The sequence below is a fragment of the Pseudomonas pisciculturae genome (assembly GCF_015461805.1).
In the GTDB taxonomy this organism is placed as follows: Bacteria; Pseudomonadota; Gammaproteobacteria; order Pseudomonadales; family Pseudomonadaceae; genus Aquipseudomonas; species Aquipseudomonas pisciculturae.
In genome coordinates, this window is record NZ_JACVZE010000008.1 from 263,672 (window position 1) to 280,872 (window position 17,201).

Here is a 17,201-nt window from a genome sequence, read left to right on the forward strand (position 1 = left end):
TCTGTTGTCTGGGCAACCGAGTCAGAAGAGTGTTGTTCAGAACTGTTCATTGTCAACCCCCGAACTGTTCAGTTGTTCACCCGGAGTGTTCACTCTCGAACATGCTGTTTATCTCATTTCCTTACACATCAAACGCTTGCGTTTTTGGCACGAAACTCGCTCTGACGAATGGCCAGATTCATTCCAATAATAAAAAAGGTCGTGTCATGTCATTGACCCTGGAACATGTCTCCCGCGTCGTAGAAGGGCAAACCTGGATCGACGACGCCACCCTGCGTTTCGAAGCCGGCTCCTTCAACGTTTTGCTCGGCCGCACGCTGTCCGGCAAGACCAGCCTGATGCGCCTGATGGCCGGCCTGGACAAGCCCGACAGCGGCCGCATCCTGATGAACGGCGTCGACGTCACGCAAAAGCCGGTGCGCCTGCGCAACGTGTCGATGGTGTATCAGCAGTTCATCAATTACCCCACCATGACCGTGTTCGAAAACATCGCCTCGCCGTTGCGCCAGGCCGGTGTGGCCAACGAGATTATCCAGGCCAAGGTGCTGGAAACCGCCAGGATGCTGCGCATCGAAAAATTCCTGCAGCGCCACCCGCTGGAGTTGTCCGGCGGCCAGCAGCAACGCACGGCCATGGCTCGCGCCTTGGTCAAAGACGCCGAGCTGATCTTGTTCGATGAACCCCTGGTGAACCTGGACTACAAACTGCGTGAAGAGCTGCGTCAGGAAATGCGCGAGCTGTTCAAGGCGCGCCATACCATCGCCATCTACGCCACCACCGAACCCAATGAAGCCCTGGCCCTGGGCGGCACTACCACCATTCTGCATGAAGGCCGAGTGATCCAGAGCGGCAAGGCCGCCGAGGTCTACCACCAGCCCCAAAGCGTGCTGGCTGCCGAACTGTTCTCCGAGCCGCCGATCAACCTGATGCCGGGGCGCATCAGTGGCAACGAAGTCAGCTTCGCCAATTTCGTGCACTTCCCCCTCAACGTCGACCTGCGCCCCATTGGTGAGGGTGAGTTCCGCTTTGGCGTGCGCCCCAGCCACATCAGCCTGGTGCCCAGCAACGATGACGACCTGGAACTGGCGGTGACCGTGGAAGTCGCCGAGATCAGCGGTTCAGAAACGTTCCTGCATGTGCGCAGCGAACACTTCCTGCTGGTGCTGCACCTGCCGGGCGTACATGAATACGACGTCGATGCGCCGATCCGCGTGTATATCCCCACCCATAAACTGTTTGTGTTCGATAGCCAGGGCCGCTTGGTCCAGGCCCCCGGGCGCCGTGTCGCGAGGGTTGCCTGATGGCCGAGATCCATTTGCAGAACCTGGCGCACAGCTACAGCCCTACGCCGAGCGGCCCCGAGGACTACGCCATTCGGGCCATGAATCACGTGTGGGAGCAGGGCGGCGCCTACGCGTTGCTGGGGCCATCGGGCTGCGGCAAGTCGACTTTGCTCAATATCATCTCCGGCCTGCTCAGCCCGTCCGAAGGCCAGGTGTTGTTCGATACCAAGGTGGTCAACGACCTCACCCCGGAAAAACGCAATATCGCCCAGGTGTTTCAGTTCCCGGTGGTGTACGACACCATGACCGTGTTCGACAACCTGGCGTTCCCCCTGCGCAATCAGGGCATGGCCGAGGCGAAAATTCACAGCAAGGTGCAGGAAATTGCCGAAGTCCTTGACCTGCAAAACCTGCTCAGCAAAAAGGCGCGCAACCTCACCGCCGACGAAAAGCAGAAAGTCTCCATGGGTCGTGGCCTGGTGCGTGACGACGTGTCGGCGATCCTGTTCGATGAACCGCTGACGGTGATCGACCCGCACCTCAAGTGGAAGCTGCGGCGCAAGCTCAAGCAGATCCACGAGCAGTTCAACATCACCATGGTCTACGTCACCCACGACCAGCTTGAGGCATCGACCTTCGCCGACAAGATCGCCGTGATGTATGGCGGCCAGATCGTGCAGTTCGGCACGCCCCGCGAGCTGTTCGAACGACCGAGCCACACCTTTGTCGGCTATTTCATCGGCAGCCCTGGGATGAATCTGATCGAGGTGCAGGCCGAGGCGGGCGGGGTGCGCTTTGCCGGCACCCATCTGTCGCTGTCCGAGGCCTTGCAGGCGCGCATTGCCAGTACCGAGTACACGAAGCTGCAAGTGGGCATCCGCCCGGAATTTATCCACGTGTGGGACGAATACAGCCCCGACGCCCTGCAAGCCGACGTCACACACCTGGAAGACCTCGGCACCTACAAGATCATGACCCTCAACCTCGACGGCGCGCTGCTCAAGGTGCGCCTGGCCGAAGATAAGCCCGTACCTGAAGGCAAGGCTTCCATCAGCTTCCCCGCGCAATGGCTGATGCTTTACGCCGACGACTACCTGCTGGAGGTGCAGCCATGAACAAGGTGCAGAACAACAAGGCCTGGTGGCTGGTGTTGCCGGTGTTTTTGCTGGTGGCGTTCAGTGCGGTAATCCCCATGATGACCGTGGTCAACTATTCGGTGCAGGACATCTTCGATCAGTCCAGCCGCTATTTCGTTGGTGCCGACTGGTACAAACAGGTGCTGCTCGACCCAAGGTTGCACGACTCGTTGCTGCGCCAGTTCATCTACTCGGCCTGCGTGCTGCTGATCGAGATACCCTTGGGGATTGCCATCGCCCTGACCATGCCGACCAAAGGCCGCTGGTCTTCGCTGGTGCTGATCATCCTGGCGATACCGCTGCTGATCCCGTGGAACGTGGTGGGCACCATCTGGCAGATCTTCGGCCGCGCCGACATTGGCCTGTTGGGCTACAGCCTCAACGCCATGGGCATCAGCTACAACTATGCGGCCAACACCGCAGACGCCTGGGTCACCGTGCTGGTGATGGACGTGTGGCACTGGACCTCACTGGTGGCGCTGCTCTGCTACTCCGGCCTAAGGGCGATCCCGGACGTGTACTACCAGGCTGCACGGATCGATCGCGCATCGGCTTGGGCGGTATTCCGACATATCCAACTGCCGAAGATGAAGAGCGTGCTGTTGATCGCGGTGATGCTGCGGTTTATGGACAGCTTCATGATCTACACCGAGCCCTTCGTGCTCACCGGCGGCGGGCCGGGGAATGCCACCACGTTCCTCAGTCAGACGCTTACCCAGATGGCTGTAGGCCAATTCGACCTGGGCCCAGCGGCGGCGTTTTCGCTGGTGTACTTCCTGATCATCCTGTTGGTGTCCTGGCTGTTCTACACCGCCATGACCCACTCCGACGCCAACCGCTGAGGCCGCCAACATGAGCAAGCGTCTTACGTTTATGAAGAAAGTTATCCCCCTGCTGATCTACATCCTGTTTTTGCTGGTGCCGATCTACTGGCTGCTGAACATGTCCTTCAAGAGCAACACCGAAATCCTCGGTGGGCTGACGCTGTTTCCGCAGGACTTCACCCTGGCTAACTACAAGGTGATCTTCACCGACCCGAGTTGGTACACCGGTTACCTCAACTCGCTGTACTACGTGAGCCTGAACACGGTCATATCCCTGAGCGTGGCGCTGCCGGCGGCCTATGCGTTTTCGCGCTATCGCTTCCTCGGCGACAAGCACCTGTTTTTCTGGCTGCTGACCAACCGCATGGCGCCACCGGCGGTGTTTTTGCTGCCGTTTTTCCAGCTGTATTCGTCGATTGGTCTGTTCGACACCCATATCGCCGTGGCCCTGGCTCACTGCCTGTTTAACGTGCCGTTGGCGGTGTGGATTCTGGAAGGCTTTATGTCGGGCGTGCCCAAGGAAATCGACGAAACCGCCTACATTGACGGCTACTCGTTTCCCAAGTTTTTCGTGAAGATTTTTATCCCGCTGATCGGCTCCGGCATCGGCGTGACCGCGTTTTTCTGCTTTATGTTTTCCTGGGTCGAGCTGCTACTGGCGCGCACCCTGACCTCGGTCAACGCCAAGCCCATCGCGGCGGTAATGACCCGCACGGTCTCGGCTTCGGGTATCGATTGGGGCGTGCTGGCAGCGGCGGGGGTGTTGACTATCCTTCCCGGCATGCTGGTGATCTGGTTTGTTCGCAACCACGTGGCCAAGGGCTTTGCCCTGGGCCGGGTCTGAGGAGTCGATGATGGAATGGATGGCCTGGACCACCCCCACCGCACTGTTCTTTGGTGGCATCGCGCTGATTCTGGCGGGCATGACCACCTGGGAGCTGCGCTCGCCGAGCATCCCTCGGCGCGGTTTTTTACCGATCAGCACCACCCGTGGTGATCGTTTGTTTATCGGTCTTCTCGGCAGCGCCTACCTGCATTTGCTGGTTATCGGCGTTACCGACTGGAGCATCTGGGTGGCCACTGCGCTGTCCCTGGTATGGCTGTTGAGTGTGATGCGTTGGGGCTAGTGCCCTTATGAATAAACAACCAGGAGGTCTCTATGTTGAATAAGAACAATAAGCTGCGACATAGCATTTCATTGGCCGCCGTATTGGCCCTCAGCGGTTTGAGCGCCTCGGCCTGGGCCGATGCGTACGAAGACGCCGCGAAAAAATGGATCGGCAGCGAATTCAAACCGTCCACCCTCACGGCCGAGCAGCAGCTTGAGGAACTCAAGTGGTTTATCAAGGCCGCCGAACCCTTTCGTGGGATGAAGATCAACGTGGTGTCGGAAACCCTTACCACCCACGAGTACGAGTCCAAGGTGTTGGCCAAGGCCTTCAGCGAAATCACCGGGATCAAGCTGACCCATGACCTGCTGCAAGAAGGCGATGTGGTGGAGAAGCTGCAAACCCAGATGCAGTCCGACAAAAACATCTATGACGGCTGGGTCAACGATTCCGACTTGATCGGTACGCACTTTCGCTATGGCAAGACCGAATCCATCACCGACCTGATGGCCAATGAAGGCAAGGCCTATACCTCGCCGACCCTGGACCTCAAGGACTTTATCGGCCTCTCATTCACCACCGCGCCCGACGGCAAGATCTACCAATTGCCCGACCAGCAGTTCGCCAACCTCTACTGGTTCCGCGCCGACTGGTTCGAGCGTGCCGACCTCAAAGCCAAGTTCAAGGAAAAGTACGGCTATGACCTCGGCGTGCCGGTGAACTGGTCAGCCTATGAAGACATCGCCAAGTTCTTCAGCGAAGACGTCAAGGAGATCGACGGCAAGCGCGTCTACGGGCACATGGACTACGGCAAAAAAGACCCGTCCCTGGGCTGGCGTTTCACCGATGCCTGGTTCTCCATGGCCGGTGGCGGCGACAAGGGCTTGCCCAACGGCTTGCCGGTGGACGAGTGGGGCATTCGCGTGGAGGACTGCCACCCGGTGGGCTCCAGCGTCACCCGTGGCGGCGACACCAACGGCCCGGCCGCCGTGTACGCTACCCAGAAATACGTGGACTGGATGAAAGCCTACGCACCACCGGAAGCGGCGGGCATGACCTTCTCCGAGTCTGGCCCAGTGCCTTCGCAAGGCAACATCGCCCAGCAGATCTTCTGGTACACCGCGTTTACTGCCGACATGGTCAAGCCGGGCCTGCCAGTGGTGAATGCCGACGGCACGCCGAAATGGCGCATGGCGCCGTCGCCTGTCGGGCCTTACTGGGAAAAAGGCATGAAAAAGGGCTATCAGGACGTAGGCTCCTGGACCTTCCTCAAGTCCACCCCAGAGAAACAGAAACTCGCGGCCTGGCTTTACGCGCAGTTCGTGACCTCGAAAACCGTCTCACTGAAGAAAACCATCGTCGGCCTGACGCCGATTCGTGAGTCCGACATCAACTCTCAAGCCATGACCGACATGGCGCCGAAACTGGGTGGCCTGGTGGAGTTCTACCGCAGCCCGGCACGCACCGAATGGTCGCCAACCGGCACCAACGTGCCCGACTACCCACGCTTGGCACAACTGTGGTGGAGCAACATCGCCTCGGCTGCCAGCGGCGAGAAAACCCCGCAGCAGGCGCTGGACAACCTGGCCAAGGAGCAAGACGCGATCATGACGCGACTGGAACGCTCCAAGGTGCAGCCGGTATGCGGCCCGAAAATGAACCCCGAGCGTGACGCGCAATACTGGTTCGACCAACCGGGGGCACCGAAGCCGAAACTGGCTAACGAGAAACCCAAGGGCGAGACCGTGGCGTACGGCGACCTGCTCAAGCAGTGGGAGGCGGCGCGCAAATAGTCGCGATTTGTAAATCAGCTCCAATGTGGGAGGGGGCTTGCTCCCGATAGCGGTGTATCAGTCGACAGATTAATTGACTGGTATACCGCTATCGGGAGCAAGCCCCCTCCCACATTAACCTCGCGTTGCGGCCAAAATTCGCGCCGTATCCTTCGCCGGCGGCAACCCAAACACCCGCGCATAATCGCGGCTGAACTGGGTCGCGCTTTCATACCCCACCTCAAACGCTGCACTGGTCACGCTGCTCGCGCTGGCCACCATCAAGGTGCGCGCCTGTAGCAGCCGCACACGCTTGTGATACTGCAACGGGCTCAAATTGGTCACTGCCTTGAAGTGCCGGTGAAACGCCGAAACACTCATTGCCGCTTTCTGGGCCAACGCCTCCACGCGAATCGGCTCGGCATAGTCGCGACGAATCCATTGGATCGCCCGGCTGACCCGCGCCATGGCGGTATCCGGCGCGGCAATCTCGCGCAACATCCAGCCGTGGGGGCCTTGCAGCACGTGGTAGAGGATCTCTCGCTCATACGCAGGCGCCAGCGCGGCAATCGCCACCGGGTCACCCATCAGGCGCAGCATGCGCACCCAGGCGTCCATCAAGGCGGGTGTGACGGCCGCGACTGAAAACCCGGCTTCCTGCTCGCAACGGCCACTGGGCGCGGGCAGGTCGTTGAGCAGGGTGGTGAGCACGGTCGGGTCCAGGGTCAAGCTCACTGCCAAATACGGTTCACCCGTAGTCGCCGGGTTTACCACGCCCACGGCGGGCAACTCGATGGACATCACAAAGTACGTCGCCGGGTCGTAATGCAGGGTGCGGTCGCCCACGGTCATGCATTTACTGCCCTGCAGGATCAGGTTGATCATCGGGTCATAGACCGCCGCGAGCATATGCTCCGGAATCGCCCCCTGCACCATCGCCACGCGCGGGATGCCGGTCTCTGTGCGGCGGTTTTCGGCATGGGCGGCCAGGGCGCGCAGTTCGATCAATTGAGTATTCATGCGGGCCATGCTGTTCCTTCCTACAACGCTTGCGCAAGCAAAAAGCAGAAACAGGCAGGATTGGAGTAGGAACGGCTGCGTCGGCGGGCAGGGCGATGGCTACTGTGGTCACTCAACTTTTTAACAGTGGAGCAGGCCATGAGCGTCATCGTGATTACCGGAGGCAGCCGTGGTATCGGTGCCAGTACCGCCGAACTGTGTGCCCGCCAGGGTCATGGCGTGATCCTTACCTACAACCGCCACCCGGATGCGGCGCAGGCGGTGGTGCAGCGTATCGAGGCCGATGGCGGTAAGGCCGTGGCGCTGGAACTGGATGTTGCCAACGTAGGCTCGTTCGCCGCATTCCGCGACGCGGTCACCAGCACCCTGCATTCGACATGGGGGGTAAGCACTCTGAGCGGCCTGGTGAACAACGCCGGCTACGGCCTGTTCAACCCGCTGGAGTCAGTGACCGAGGCGCAGTTTGACGGTTTGTTCAACGTGCACCTCAAAGGCCCGTTCTTCCTTACCCAAACCCTGCTGCCGCTGCTTGCAGAACACGCCAGCATCGTCAACCTCACCAGTGCCACCACCCGAGTTGCCACCGCAGGCGTCGCACCTTATGCCACGTTCAAGGGCGGCCTGGACGTACTCACCCGCTACATGGCCAAGGAGTTCGGCGAGCGCCGTATCCGCGCCAATGCGGTGTCCCCCGGTGCCATTCGTACCGAATTGGGCGGCGGCTTGAACGATGAGTTCGAAGCCCAGCTGGCCGGGCAAACTGCCCTCGGGCGTGTTGGCGAACCCGAAGACGTGGCACGGGTCATTGCGATGCTGTTGTCACAAGAAGGCCAGTGGATCAATGCGCAAACCATAGAAGTCGCTGGCGGCTACATCATCTGAACCTGGAGGCCACACCATGCTCGATCATCTGTTTATCTCGGTCAGCGATATCCAGCGTTCCATCCGTTTCTACGAAGCCACCCTCAAACCCTTGGGCATCACCGCCCGGCTTGACTACGACGGCAAGGACGGCCCCCCGGCCACCCGGACCTGAAGGGCTTTGGCGCCCACGGGCGCATGTTCTTCTGGCTGCGCGAAGGTGTGGTGGAGGGGCGGGCGGTGCATGTGGGCTTTGTCGCCAACAACCGCGCCGAGGTCGAAACGGCGTACACCGCTGCGTTGGCCAATGGCGCTACCGACAACGGCGCACCCGGCGCACGCCTGCATTACGACCCCAACTATTACGCCGCCAACGTGCTTGACCCGGACGGCTACAGCCTCGAATTCGTTTACAAAAACTGGCAGCACACCTCATGAAAACACTGATGATCTACGGCGCCACCGGCTACACCGGGCGCATGGCGGCAAAACACGCAAAACAACTCGGGCTGAACCTGGTACTCGCCGGCCGCAACGCCGGGCACTTGGCAAGCCTGGCGGCTCAGCTGGACGCGCCTTACCGGGTGTTTACCGCAGACGCCAGCCAGTTGGAGGGCATCGACGTCTTGCTCAACTTCGCCGGCCCCTTCGCCCAGACCGCCGGAGCCTTGATGCGCGCCTGCATCGCCAACGGCACCGACTACCTGGACATCACCGCCGAAATCAACGTGTACCGCCTGGCCGAACAACTGGGCGCCGACGCGAACGTGATGCTGCTGCCCGGCGTTGGCTGGGACGTGGTGCCCACCGACTGTCTGGCCATGCACGTTGCCAGCCGTGTGCAGCAACCGCAGTCCTTGAAAATAGCCTTGCAGGTGCCGGGCGCCATGTCCCGTGGCTCGGCAATGAGCGTTGGCGAGATCATCGGTGCCGGCGTCATGGCGCGCATCGACGACCAGTTGCTCGCCACCCCGGATGCGCAACCGCAACACCTGGACTTTGGCGACGGCCCGGCGCTGTGCGCACCGCTGTCGTTTGGCGACCTGGTTACGGCCTGGCACTCCAGCGCCGTCCCGAATATCGCCGTGTTTGTGCACATCACCGGCGAAGCGTTCCCCGAGGGCGACTTGTCGCTGCTGCCCGACGGCCCCACTCAAGCCCAGCGCGACGCCCATCGTGCCCGTGCGGTGGCTGAAGTCACAGGTGCGGACGGCACGGTTGCACGCTCAGTCATCGAAACCGTCAACGGCTACAGCTACACCCCGCTGGCCGCTGTAGAAGCGGCTCGCCGAGTGCTCGGTGGCGAGCGCCAGGCCGGTTTCCAAACCCCTGCAAAGCTGTTTGGGGTGGGTTTTGCCCAGACCATTGCCGGCACACAGATCACCGATTATTAACCTCAGGAATAACGCCCATGACTGCTATCGACCTACAAACCGCTGCCGAGAAGTTCGCGGTCATCGACACCTTGCATCGCTTTGCGGCGGGCATTGATCTGAAGGACTCGGCCCTGCTTGCCTCGGCATTCACCGTCGGTGCCGTCTCGGATTTCCGCCCGGCCGCCGCCAAGGCCGGCTTTGAATACCCGGTGCTGGAAGGGCGCGACACCCTTGTTGGCGCATTGTCCGGCGCCCTCAGCCAGCTCGACACCACGCACTCGGTGAGCAATGCGCGGGTGACCCTCGATGGCAACAGTGCGCGGCTGGACGCCTTGGTCGAAGCCCAGCACGTGCCGCAAAGTGACCCTTCACGGCATTACCTGATGAAAAACCGTTATGACGTGGAGTTGGTGCGGGAGGCGGGCGTATGGCTGATCCAGCGCGTGACCGTGGATAACGTGTGGCGCTCGGGCGACCCGGCCGTACTTGCCGGTATCTAATAGCCCTGTGGCGAGGGAGCTTGCTCCCGCTGGACCGGGCTGGCGCTCCAGTGCGTAGCGCTCCCGTTTGTTGGGGCCGCTTCGCAGCCCAGCGGGAGCAAGCTCCCTCGCCACACTGGTTCGCAGTCGGTTCAAATCGGGGTTTTGAACCGCGCCGCATCCTTCACCGGCGGCAAACCAAACAGCCGCGCATATTCGCGGCTAAATTGCGAGGCACTTTCATACCCGACCGTGAAGGCAATGGACGCCGCATCCAGCGTGTCGAACAGCAGCAACCAGCGCGCCCGCAACAGGCGCAAACGTTTCTGGTACTGGATTGGCGTCATTGCGGTAATGGCTTTGAAATGCCGATAGAACGCCGCCACGCTCATATCGGTCATGGCCGCCAGCGGCTCCACGCGAAAGGGTTCGGCATAGTGCTGGCGAATCCACTCGGTGGCCCGGCGAATTTGCGCCAGGCGGCCATCGGGGCGCGCCATGTCCACCAGGGTGTCGCGCAACGGGCCTTGCAGCACACGAAACACGATTTCGCGCTCAATCATCGGTGCCAACACGGCGGCTTCGCTGGGGCGATCCATCAGCCGCAGCATACGCAGCCACGCATCGATCATGTGCTCGGGAGCGGGCACGGCTGAAAACCGTTGGGTGCGCACGCGTTCAAGGGGTGGGATTTCATCCGCCAACACGGCGGCGATCACGCCGGGGTCCAGGGTCAGGCTCAGTGCCAGGTAGGGCTGCTCGGGCGAGTCGGGATGAACCTGCCCGGTCGCTGGCACCTCCACCGGCACCACAAAGTAGCTGGCCGGCCCATAGGATGAGACCTGATCGCCGATGGACAAGGTCTTCGACCCCTGCAACACCAGGTGCAGCATCGGCTGATACACCTGATCGGCGCAGGCTTCGGCGCACACCATCGCGACGCGGGGCAGGCCGGTATCGGTCCATTTGTTTTCTGCGCGCCTCACGAGGCGGCGCAGTTCGTCCAGGTCGTTGTTCATGGGCCGACCTTGAGCTACGTCGACCGGCAAAGCAAGGCAACTGAGAAGAATAGGCAAGCATGGGATAAGAACCGGCAACCGCCCGTGCAGTCACCGCCCGAATACTGGCAGCACGCAATATCACTCCACCTTAAGGAACATCAGGCTTATGAAACTCGACGGAAAAATCGCAGTTGTCACCGGCGCCTCCAAAGGCATCGGCGCAGGCATTGCCAAAGGCTTGGCAGCGGCGGGCGCAACAGTGGTGGTCAACTACGCCACCAGTCAAACCGACGCGGATGCGGTGGTTGCCCATATTCAGGCGCAGGGCGGTAACGCCATCAGCGTTCAGGCGGACATGAGCTCAGGCGCCGACGTGACGCGCTTGTTCGACACCGTGCGCGAGACTTTCGGCCGCCTGGATATCCTGGTCAACAACGCCGGTGTCGCGGTGTTCCAGATGCTCGAAGACCTGACCGAAGAGGCTTTCCACAAGCAGTTCAACCTCAACGTGCTCGGCTATCTGCTGGCGGCGCGGGAGGCAGTGAAATTGTTGGGGCAGGGCGGCAGTATCATCAATATCAGCTCGATCCTCAGCACCGACCCGTACCTGGCTTCCAGCGTTTACTCGGCCACCAAGGGCGCGGTGGATACGCTCACCTTCGCCTTGGCGCGTGAGTTGGGGCCCAAGGGCATCCGGGTCAACTCGATCTTGCCGGGCCACACCAACACGCCGGCCACCGATGGCAACTTTGCCGGTGAGTTTGGCCAATCGCTGATTGCCGGTACGCCGCTGGGGCGTTTCGGCGAGCCGGAAGATATCGCGCCGTTGGCGGTGTTCCTGGCGTCTGAAGACGCCCATTGGGTCACCGGCGAGTCGATCCGGGCTTCCGGTGGTGTGCGGGGTGTTGGTTACTGACCGCGCCGATCACTGCCGTACCTGGGGGTGTGCGGCAAACACCTCCACCAGCCAGTCCACAAACACCCGCACTCGTGCACTGAGGTGGCGGTTGGGCATGTACACCACCGACAGCGGGTTGGGCGGCGCCGACCATTGCGTGAGCACTGGCACCAAGGCGCCTGCCTCGATGGAGGGTTGCACCATAAAGCGCAGCGTGTGGATCACCCCCAACCCCGCAAGGCCAGCCGCCAGGTAGGCGTTGCTGTCATTGACGGCCACGAAATGGTGGCCTTGCACTGCGACCTGTTCGTCTCCCCGTATCAACACCAGCCGGTTTTGCTTGCCGGTACCGGGGAAAAAATAGCGAACCAGCGTATGGCCGTTTTCCAGTTCTGAAGGATGGCTCGGAGTGCCGTGAGCCGTCAGGTAAACGGGCGTGGCACAGGTGACAAACTCCAGGCTGCCTAGGCTTCGCGCAATCAACGTTGAATCCGGCAAGTGCCCGCCGCGTATGACGCAGTCGATGCTTTCACTCGCCAGGTCGGCGGTGCGGTCGCTGGCGCCGATATCCACCTGGATATCCGGGTAGCGTTGATGAAAATCGCGCAGGGCCGGGATCACCAGCAACGTGGCGATGGTGGTGCCCATGTCGACCCGAACGCGGCCGCTGGGTCGGCTACGGGTCACCGCGATGTCCGACTCGGCCTCTAGCCACTGGTCCAGTACCCGGCTCATGCGTGTGTGGTAGGCGCTGCCTTCCGGGGTCAGCGTCACCGTGCGTGTGGTGCGGTTCAGCAGCTTCACCCGCAAGTGAGCCTCCAGCCCCTGTACCAGCTTGGTCACCGCGTTGGGGTGCACCTGCAGTTGCGCAGCGGCCTTCACGAAACTGCCGGTTTCGACGATGCGCAAAAACGCTTGTACGGCGTGGAAGTAGTCCATGGTGCCTCGCGTATTGTCACGAATTGAGTGATACGAGATACAGCAATACGCCGTTTATCACCAAAGACGAAGAGATTACCTTGTTTTACGCCTCGCAACCCGCGAATCGACAGGCTTTCAAGGAATCATCATGACTCACTCTCTCAAAGGCAAAGTCGCATTGGTCACCGGCGCTTCACGGGGTATTGGCGCCGCCATCGCCAAGCGCCTCGCGGCCGAAGGTGCCGATGTTGCGTTCAGCTATTCCCAATCGGCCGAGCGTGCGCAGGCGGTACTGCGCAGCATCAAGGCCCATGGGGTAAACGGGCTTGCCGTGGCTGCGGACCAAGCTGATGGCGCCGCGGTGGCAGCGTTGGTCAAGACGGTGCATGAGCACTTCGGGCGCCTGGATATCCTGGTCAACAGCGCAGGCGTGTTCACCATGGGCGTGGTGGGTGACCCCGACGCTGATATCGCTGCGCTGGACCGCCAACAGGCGATCAACCTCAACGGCGTGGTGGCCGCCGTGCGTGCGGCGGTGCCCTTGATGGCCGATGGCGGGCGCATTGTGTCGATCGGCACCATGTTTGCGAGCCGTGCGCCGTTCCCCGGGATTGGCGACTACGCGGCAAGCAAGGCCGCCGTGGCCGCGTACAGCCGCGCCTGGGCACGCGACCTGGGGCCGCGAGGAATCACGGTCAACACCGTGCAGCCGGGGCCGATCAATACCGAAATGAATCCAGAGACAGGCGACATGGCGCCATTGGTCAAGCAGATGACCGCGTTGGGGCGCTATGGCCAACCGGAAGAAATCGCCGGGGTGGTGGCGTTTCTGGTGGGGGCGGATGCGGCCTACATCACTGGCGCCACATTAAACGTCGATGGCGGGCAGAACAGCTGAAGCCCAATCACAGGGAAGCCTCAATGCCAGTCAGTGTTCGCCGTCAGAGCGGCGTCAGTACATTCATCACCGTATCCAGTGCCACCCGCGTGTCATCCAACTGCACCAGCGACGCATGCCGCGCGCCCAGTGCGTCGCGGTTCTGGATCGCGGTGAGGATCGCCTTGTGCCGAGGCAGGCTCAGGCCCTGGATATCGGGGCGGCGGTTGGTGATGTTGATCGACTCGCGCAGGGGCAGTGACAGCATGTTGCACATATAGGCCAACAGATCGTTGCGCGTGGCGTCGGCGATGGCGCGGTGGAAGTCCAGGTCGGCTTGCAGCAATTGCTCGTGGGTCTGGGCGGTTTCCATGCCTTGGTAGGCTTGTTCGATGGTGGCGATATCTTCGTCGGTCGCGGTGGTTGCGGCCATGGCGGCGATTTCCGGTTCCAGGATGCGCCGCACACCCGCCAGGGTGTTGAAGAATTCGCTGTGGGGCGTGGACTGCATCAGCCAGGACAGGACGTCCGGATCGAGCAGGTGCCATTTCAAACGGGGCCGAACCACTGCGCCCACCCGTGGCTTGGAATACACCAGGCCCTTGGCGCTGAGCACCCGAGTTGCCTCGCGCAACACCGACCGGCTGACCTTGTATTCCTCACAGAGCGTAGCCTCCATGGGCAATCTTTCTTCAGGTTTGAAGCGACCGGAAACGATGTTCATGCCCAAGTCCTGAACGATCTGGGCGTGCATGCTCTTGCGCGGCTTGGGCGGCTGGTGATCCATAACGGAAAAAGGCTCTGGCTAAATACGCCGCATCATAGCATCCCAATTAGTGGGAACGGCTGGGGGCTTTTTTGTCACGAAAGCTTGGCATATTGTACGACTATATCTATTTAAATATCACGACGTGAGCGCATATTGAGCTGTTGTTTCGTAAATAGTACTACTATATAGTCGATCCCAACGTTTATAAAAACAACAGGCGAAGATCGCCCCAACGTCGGTTTTCGGGAGAAAAAACATGCGGTTAGTTCAGTTCGAATTGAATAACGGTGAGCGCCGGGTGGGCGTAGTGGAAGGTTCCAGGCTGCTGGAAGTCAAAGCCGCCCGCAGCGTGCGCGAACTGGCGCTGGCCGCCATCGACGCCGGTGTGGGCCTGGCGCAACACGTTGACAACCTGGGTCTGGGCGAAAGCCATGACTACGCTGCGTTGCTGGCCGAGCTGAAAATCCTGCCGCCCCTGGACCACCCAGACCCTGCCCATATGCTGATCAGCGGCACCGGCCTGACCCACCTGGGCAGCGCCTCCGCCCGCGACAAGATGCACCAGGCCGGTGACGACACTGCACTGACCGACACCATGCGCATCTTCAAATGGGGCGTCGAGGGCGGCAAGCCCGCAGCCGGCGAGGCGGGCGTACAGCCGGAATGGTTCTACAAAGGCGACGGCAGCATTGTGGTGCGCCCCGGCGCAGCCTTCCCGGTGCCTCCGTTTGCTGAAGACGCGGGTGAAGAGCCCGAGATCAGTGGCCTCTACGTCATCGGCCCGGACAGCAAGCCCTACCGCGTAGGCTTTGCGGTGGGTAACGAGTTCTCCGACCACGTGATGGAGCGCAAAAACTACCTCTACCTGGCCCATTCCAAACTGCGCAGTTGCAGCTATGGCCCCGAGCTGCGCGTCGGCGAACTGCCCCAGCATCTGTCGGGCAGTAGCCGAATCCTGCGTGACGGCAAGGTCATCTGGGAAAACGAGTTCCTCAGCGGCGAAGCCAATATGTGCCACAGCCTGGAAAACCTCGAATACCACCACTTCAAATACCGCCAGTTCCTCACGCCGGGCGATGTGCATGTTCACTTCTTCGGCACCGCCACGCTGTCATTCGCCGACGGTATACGTACCCAACCGGGGGATGTGTTTGAGATCAGCCAGGCCGAGTTCGGCGCGCCGCTGGTCAACCGCGTCGGCACTAGCGACGCAGCGTTCGAACCCGGCCACGTCATCACCCTTTAAGGAGACCTTCATGACCCAGTTCCTCGGCCACAACTACATCGGCGGCCAGCGCAGCGCCAACGGCAGCATCACGCTGCAAAGTGTCGACGCCAGCACCGGCGAAGCCTTGCCCCAGGCCTTCTACCAGGCCACCCCGCAGGAAGTCGACGCCGCCGCCAAGGCCGCCGCGCAGGCCTACCCGGCGTATCGCGCACTGAGCGCGGCCCGGCGTGCGCAGTTCCTTGATGCCGTGGCCGATGAGCTGGACGCATTGGGCGATGATTTTGTCGAACTGGTCTGCCGCGAAACCGCGCTGCCTGCCGCCCGCATCAAAGGCGAGCGCGGTCGCACCAGCGGCCAGATGCGCCTGTTTGCAACCGTGCTGCGTCGTGGGGATTTCTATGGCGCGCGCATCGACAAGGCGTTGCCAGAGCGCCAACCGCTGCCGCGCCCGGACCTGCGTCAATACCGCATCGGCCTGGGCCCCGTCGCCGTGTTCGGCGCGAGCAATTTCCCCCTGGCTTTCTCAACGGCGGGCGGTGATACCGCAGCGGCATTGGCGGCGGGCTGCCCGGTGGTGTTCAAGGCGCACAGCGGGCATATGGCAACGGCCGAGCGGGTGGCCGATGCAATCATTCGGGCGGCCGAGGCCACCGAGATGCCGGCGGGTGTGTTCAACATGATCTTCGGCGGCGGCGTAGGGGAGGCGCTGGTCAAGCACCCGGCGATCCAGGCTGTCGGCTTTACCGGCTCGCTCAAGGGCGGCCGTGCCCTGTGTGATATGGCGGCAGCACGCCCGCAGCCGATCCCGGTGTTTGCCGAGATGTCGAGCATCAACCCGGTGATCGTGTTGCCTGAGGCGTTAAACACACGCGCCGACAGCATCGCCCGCGACCTGACCGCCTCGGTGGTACAAGGCTGCGGTCAGTTCTGCACCAACCCCGGCCTGGTGATCGGTATTGCGTCGCCTGCCTTTACCGCGTTCACCCAGCAGGTCGCGCAATTGATCGGTGATCAACCGGCGCAAACCATGCTCAATGCCGGCACGTTGGGCAGCTACGGCAAAGGCCTGGAAAAACTCCTGGCCCATCCAGGCATCCAGCATCTGGCGGGCAACACCCAGTCAGGCAACCAGGCGCAACCGCAGCTGTTCAAAGCTGATGCAAGTCTGCTGATCGACGCCGATGAAGTGCTGCAAGAAGAGGTCTTCGGCCCTACTACGGTGTTTGTCGAAGTCGCCGACCAAGCCCAACTCAGCGCCGCGTTGCATGGCCTGCACGGTCAACTGACGGCGACGATCATTGGCGAGCCGCACGACTTGCAACAGTTCGCCGAGCTCACGCCACTGCTGGAGCAGAAAGTCGGGCGCATCCTGCTCAACGGCTACCCCACCGGCGTGGAAGTCTGCGATTCGATGGTGCACGGCGGTCCGTACCCGGCGACGTCCGATGCGCGTGGCACCTCGGTCGGCACCCTGGCCATCGACCGTTTCCTGCGCCCGGTGTGCTTCCAGAACTACCCGGACAGCCTGCTGCCCGACGCGTTGAAAAACGCCAACCCGCTGCGTATCCAACGCCTGGTGGATGGCTCGCCCACGCGCGATCCGCTGTAAAACGCAGGCCTGAGAACAATAAAAATCCAGGAGGCATC

Annotated in this window: 17 protein-coding genes and 1 pseudogene; 14 read left to right on the forward strand and 4 right to left on the reverse strand. The window is 61.5% G+C overall.

Going from position 1 to position 17,201, the window contains the following annotated elements:
• Positions 1-206 precede the first annotated feature (206 nt).
• From ICY20_RS22075 to ICY20_RS22100, 6 genes are read left to right on the forward strand one after another with little or no spacing between them, the layout of a single operon-like run.
• A complete protein-coding gene (locus ICY20_RS22075) occupies positions 207-1,301 on the forward strand; it encodes an ABC transporter ATP-binding protein (protein ID WP_159957592.1) in 1,095 nt (364 codons plus the stop codon).
• Positions 1,301-2,398, forward strand: coding sequence for an ABC transporter ATP-binding protein (locus ICY20_RS22080; RefSeq protein ID WP_194938601.1), 1,098 nt, complete (start codon positions 1,301-1,303; stop codon positions 2,396-2,398). Before ICY20_RS22075 ends, ICY20_RS22080 begins: the two co-directional genes overlap by 1 nt.
• The gene (locus tag ICY20_RS22085) at positions 2,395-3,261 is read left to right on the forward strand and encodes a carbohydrate ABC transporter permease (protein WP_122511609.1); all 867 of its coding nucleotides are present in this window, start codon (positions 2,395-2,397) and stop codon (positions 3,259-3,261) included. Before ICY20_RS22080 ends, ICY20_RS22085 begins: the two co-directional genes overlap by 4 nt.
• Before the next feature lie 31 nt (positions 3,262-3,292).
• Complete coding sequence (locus ICY20_RS22090) at positions 3,293-4,087, forward strand: carbohydrate ABC transporter permease (protein WP_200846343.1); 795 nt, start codon at positions 3,293-3,295, stop codon at positions 4,085-4,087.
• Between the two features lie 10 nt (positions 4,088-4,097).
• On the forward strand, positions 4,098-4,370 hold the full coding sequence (locus ICY20_RS22095; RefSeq protein WP_159957588.1) for a DUF2160 domain-containing protein: 273 nt from the start codon (positions 4,098-4,100) through the stop codon (positions 4,368-4,370).
• A gap of 32 nt (positions 4,371-4,402) precedes the next feature.
• Positions 4,403-6,145 carry an ABC transporter substrate-binding protein gene (locus tag ICY20_RS22100; protein WP_159957586.1) on the forward strand — a complete coding sequence of 581 codons (1,743 nt, stop codon included), beginning with the start codon at positions 4,403-4,405 and terminating at the stop codon, positions 6,143-6,145.
• A 114-nt stretch (positions 6,146-6,259) separates the two neighbouring features.
• On the opposite strand, the gene ICY20_RS22105 is transcribed toward ICY20_RS22100, so the two are convergent.
• Entirely contained in the window at positions 6,260-7,144 is an 885-nt protein-coding gene (locus ICY20_RS22105; protein WP_194938628.1) for an AraC family transcriptional regulator, read from the reverse strand.
• A 138-nt stretch (positions 7,145-7,282) separates the two neighbouring features.
• Between ICY20_RS22105 and ICY20_RS22110 the strand changes: the two genes are divergently transcribed.
• The 4 genes and pseudogenes from ICY20_RS22110 to ICY20_RS22125 all read left to right on the forward strand — a co-directional run bounded on the left by ICY20_RS22110 (position 7,283) and on the right by ICY20_RS22125 (position 9,881).
• The gene (locus ICY20_RS22110; RefSeq protein WP_194938602.1) at positions 7,283-8,026 is read left to right on the forward strand and encodes an SDR family NAD(P)-dependent oxidoreductase; all 744 of its coding nucleotides are present in this window, start codon (positions 7,283-7,285) and stop codon (positions 8,024-8,026) included.
• Between the two features lie 16 nt (positions 8,027-8,042).
• Positions 8,043-8,443 (forward strand): annotated as a pseudogene (locus ICY20_RS22115) (VOC family protein).
• The gene (locus ICY20_RS22120; protein ID WP_194938603.1) at positions 8,440-9,399 is read left to right on the forward strand and encodes a saccharopine dehydrogenase family protein; all 960 of its coding nucleotides are present in this window, start codon (positions 8,440-8,442) and stop codon (positions 9,397-9,399) included. Before ICY20_RS22115 ends, ICY20_RS22120 begins: the two are co-directional and overlap by 4 nt.
• Positions 9,400-9,416: 17 nt before the next feature.
• The gene (locus ICY20_RS22125; RefSeq protein ID WP_159962720.1) at positions 9,417-9,881 is read left to right on the forward strand and encodes a nuclear transport factor 2 family protein; all 465 of its coding nucleotides are present in this window, start codon (positions 9,417-9,419) and stop codon (positions 9,879-9,881) included.
• A gap of 131 nt (positions 9,882-10,012) precedes the next feature.
• Here ICY20_RS22125 and ICY20_RS22130 read toward each other — a convergent pair whose 3' ends face one another.
• The gene (locus tag ICY20_RS22130) at positions 10,013-10,879 is read right to left on the reverse strand and encodes an AraC family transcriptional regulator (RefSeq protein WP_159962721.1); all 867 of its coding nucleotides are present in this window, start codon (positions 10,877-10,879) and stop codon (positions 10,013-10,015) included.
• Between the two features lie 148 nt (positions 10,880-11,027).
• Here ICY20_RS22130 and ICY20_RS22135 point away from each other — a divergent pair, with 148 nt between their 5' ends.
• Complete coding sequence (locus ICY20_RS22135) at positions 11,028-11,777, forward strand: glucose 1-dehydrogenase (protein WP_159962722.1); 750 nt, start codon at positions 11,028-11,030, stop codon at positions 11,775-11,777.
• A gap of 9 nt (positions 11,778-11,786) precedes the next feature.
• Here the strand turns inward: ICY20_RS22135 and ICY20_RS22140 are convergent, their stop codons facing one another.
• Complete coding sequence (locus ICY20_RS22140) at positions 11,787-12,698, reverse strand: LysR family transcriptional regulator (protein WP_194938604.1); 912 nt, start codon at positions 12,696-12,698, stop codon at positions 11,787-11,789.
• Between the two features lie 130 nt (positions 12,699-12,828).
• Between ICY20_RS22140 and ICY20_RS22145 the strand changes: the two genes are divergently transcribed.
• Positions 12,829-13,578, forward strand: a complete 750-nt coding sequence (locus tag ICY20_RS22145; protein WP_194938605.1) for an SDR family NAD(P)-dependent oxidoreductase — start codon at positions 12,829-12,831, stop codon at positions 13,576-13,578.
• A gap of 43 nt (positions 13,579-13,621) precedes the next feature.
• Here the strand turns inward: ICY20_RS22145 and ICY20_RS22150 are convergent, their stop codons facing one another.
• Positions 13,622-14,344: a FadR/GntR family transcriptional regulator gene (locus tag ICY20_RS22150; RefSeq protein ID WP_159962725.1), complete on the reverse strand. Its 723-nt coding sequence runs from the start codon at positions 14,342-14,344 to the stop codon at positions 13,622-13,624.
• A 238-nt stretch (positions 14,345-14,582) separates the two neighbouring features.
• On the opposite strand from ICY20_RS22150, the gene araD1 reads away from it, so the two are divergent.
• Together araD1 and ICY20_RS22160 are read left to right on the forward strand one after the other, a co-directional pair.
• On the forward strand, positions 14,583-15,572 hold the full coding sequence (gene araD1, locus ICY20_RS22155) for an AraD1 family protein (RefSeq protein ID WP_194938606.1): 990 nt from the start codon (positions 14,583-14,585) through the stop codon (positions 15,570-15,572).
• Between the two features lie 10 nt (positions 15,573-15,582).
• A complete protein-coding gene (locus ICY20_RS22160; RefSeq protein ID WP_194938607.1) occupies positions 15,583-17,163 on the forward strand; it encodes an aldehyde dehydrogenase (NADP(+)) in 1,581 nt (526 codons plus the stop codon).
• Positions 17,164-17,201: the final 38 nt, after the last annotated feature.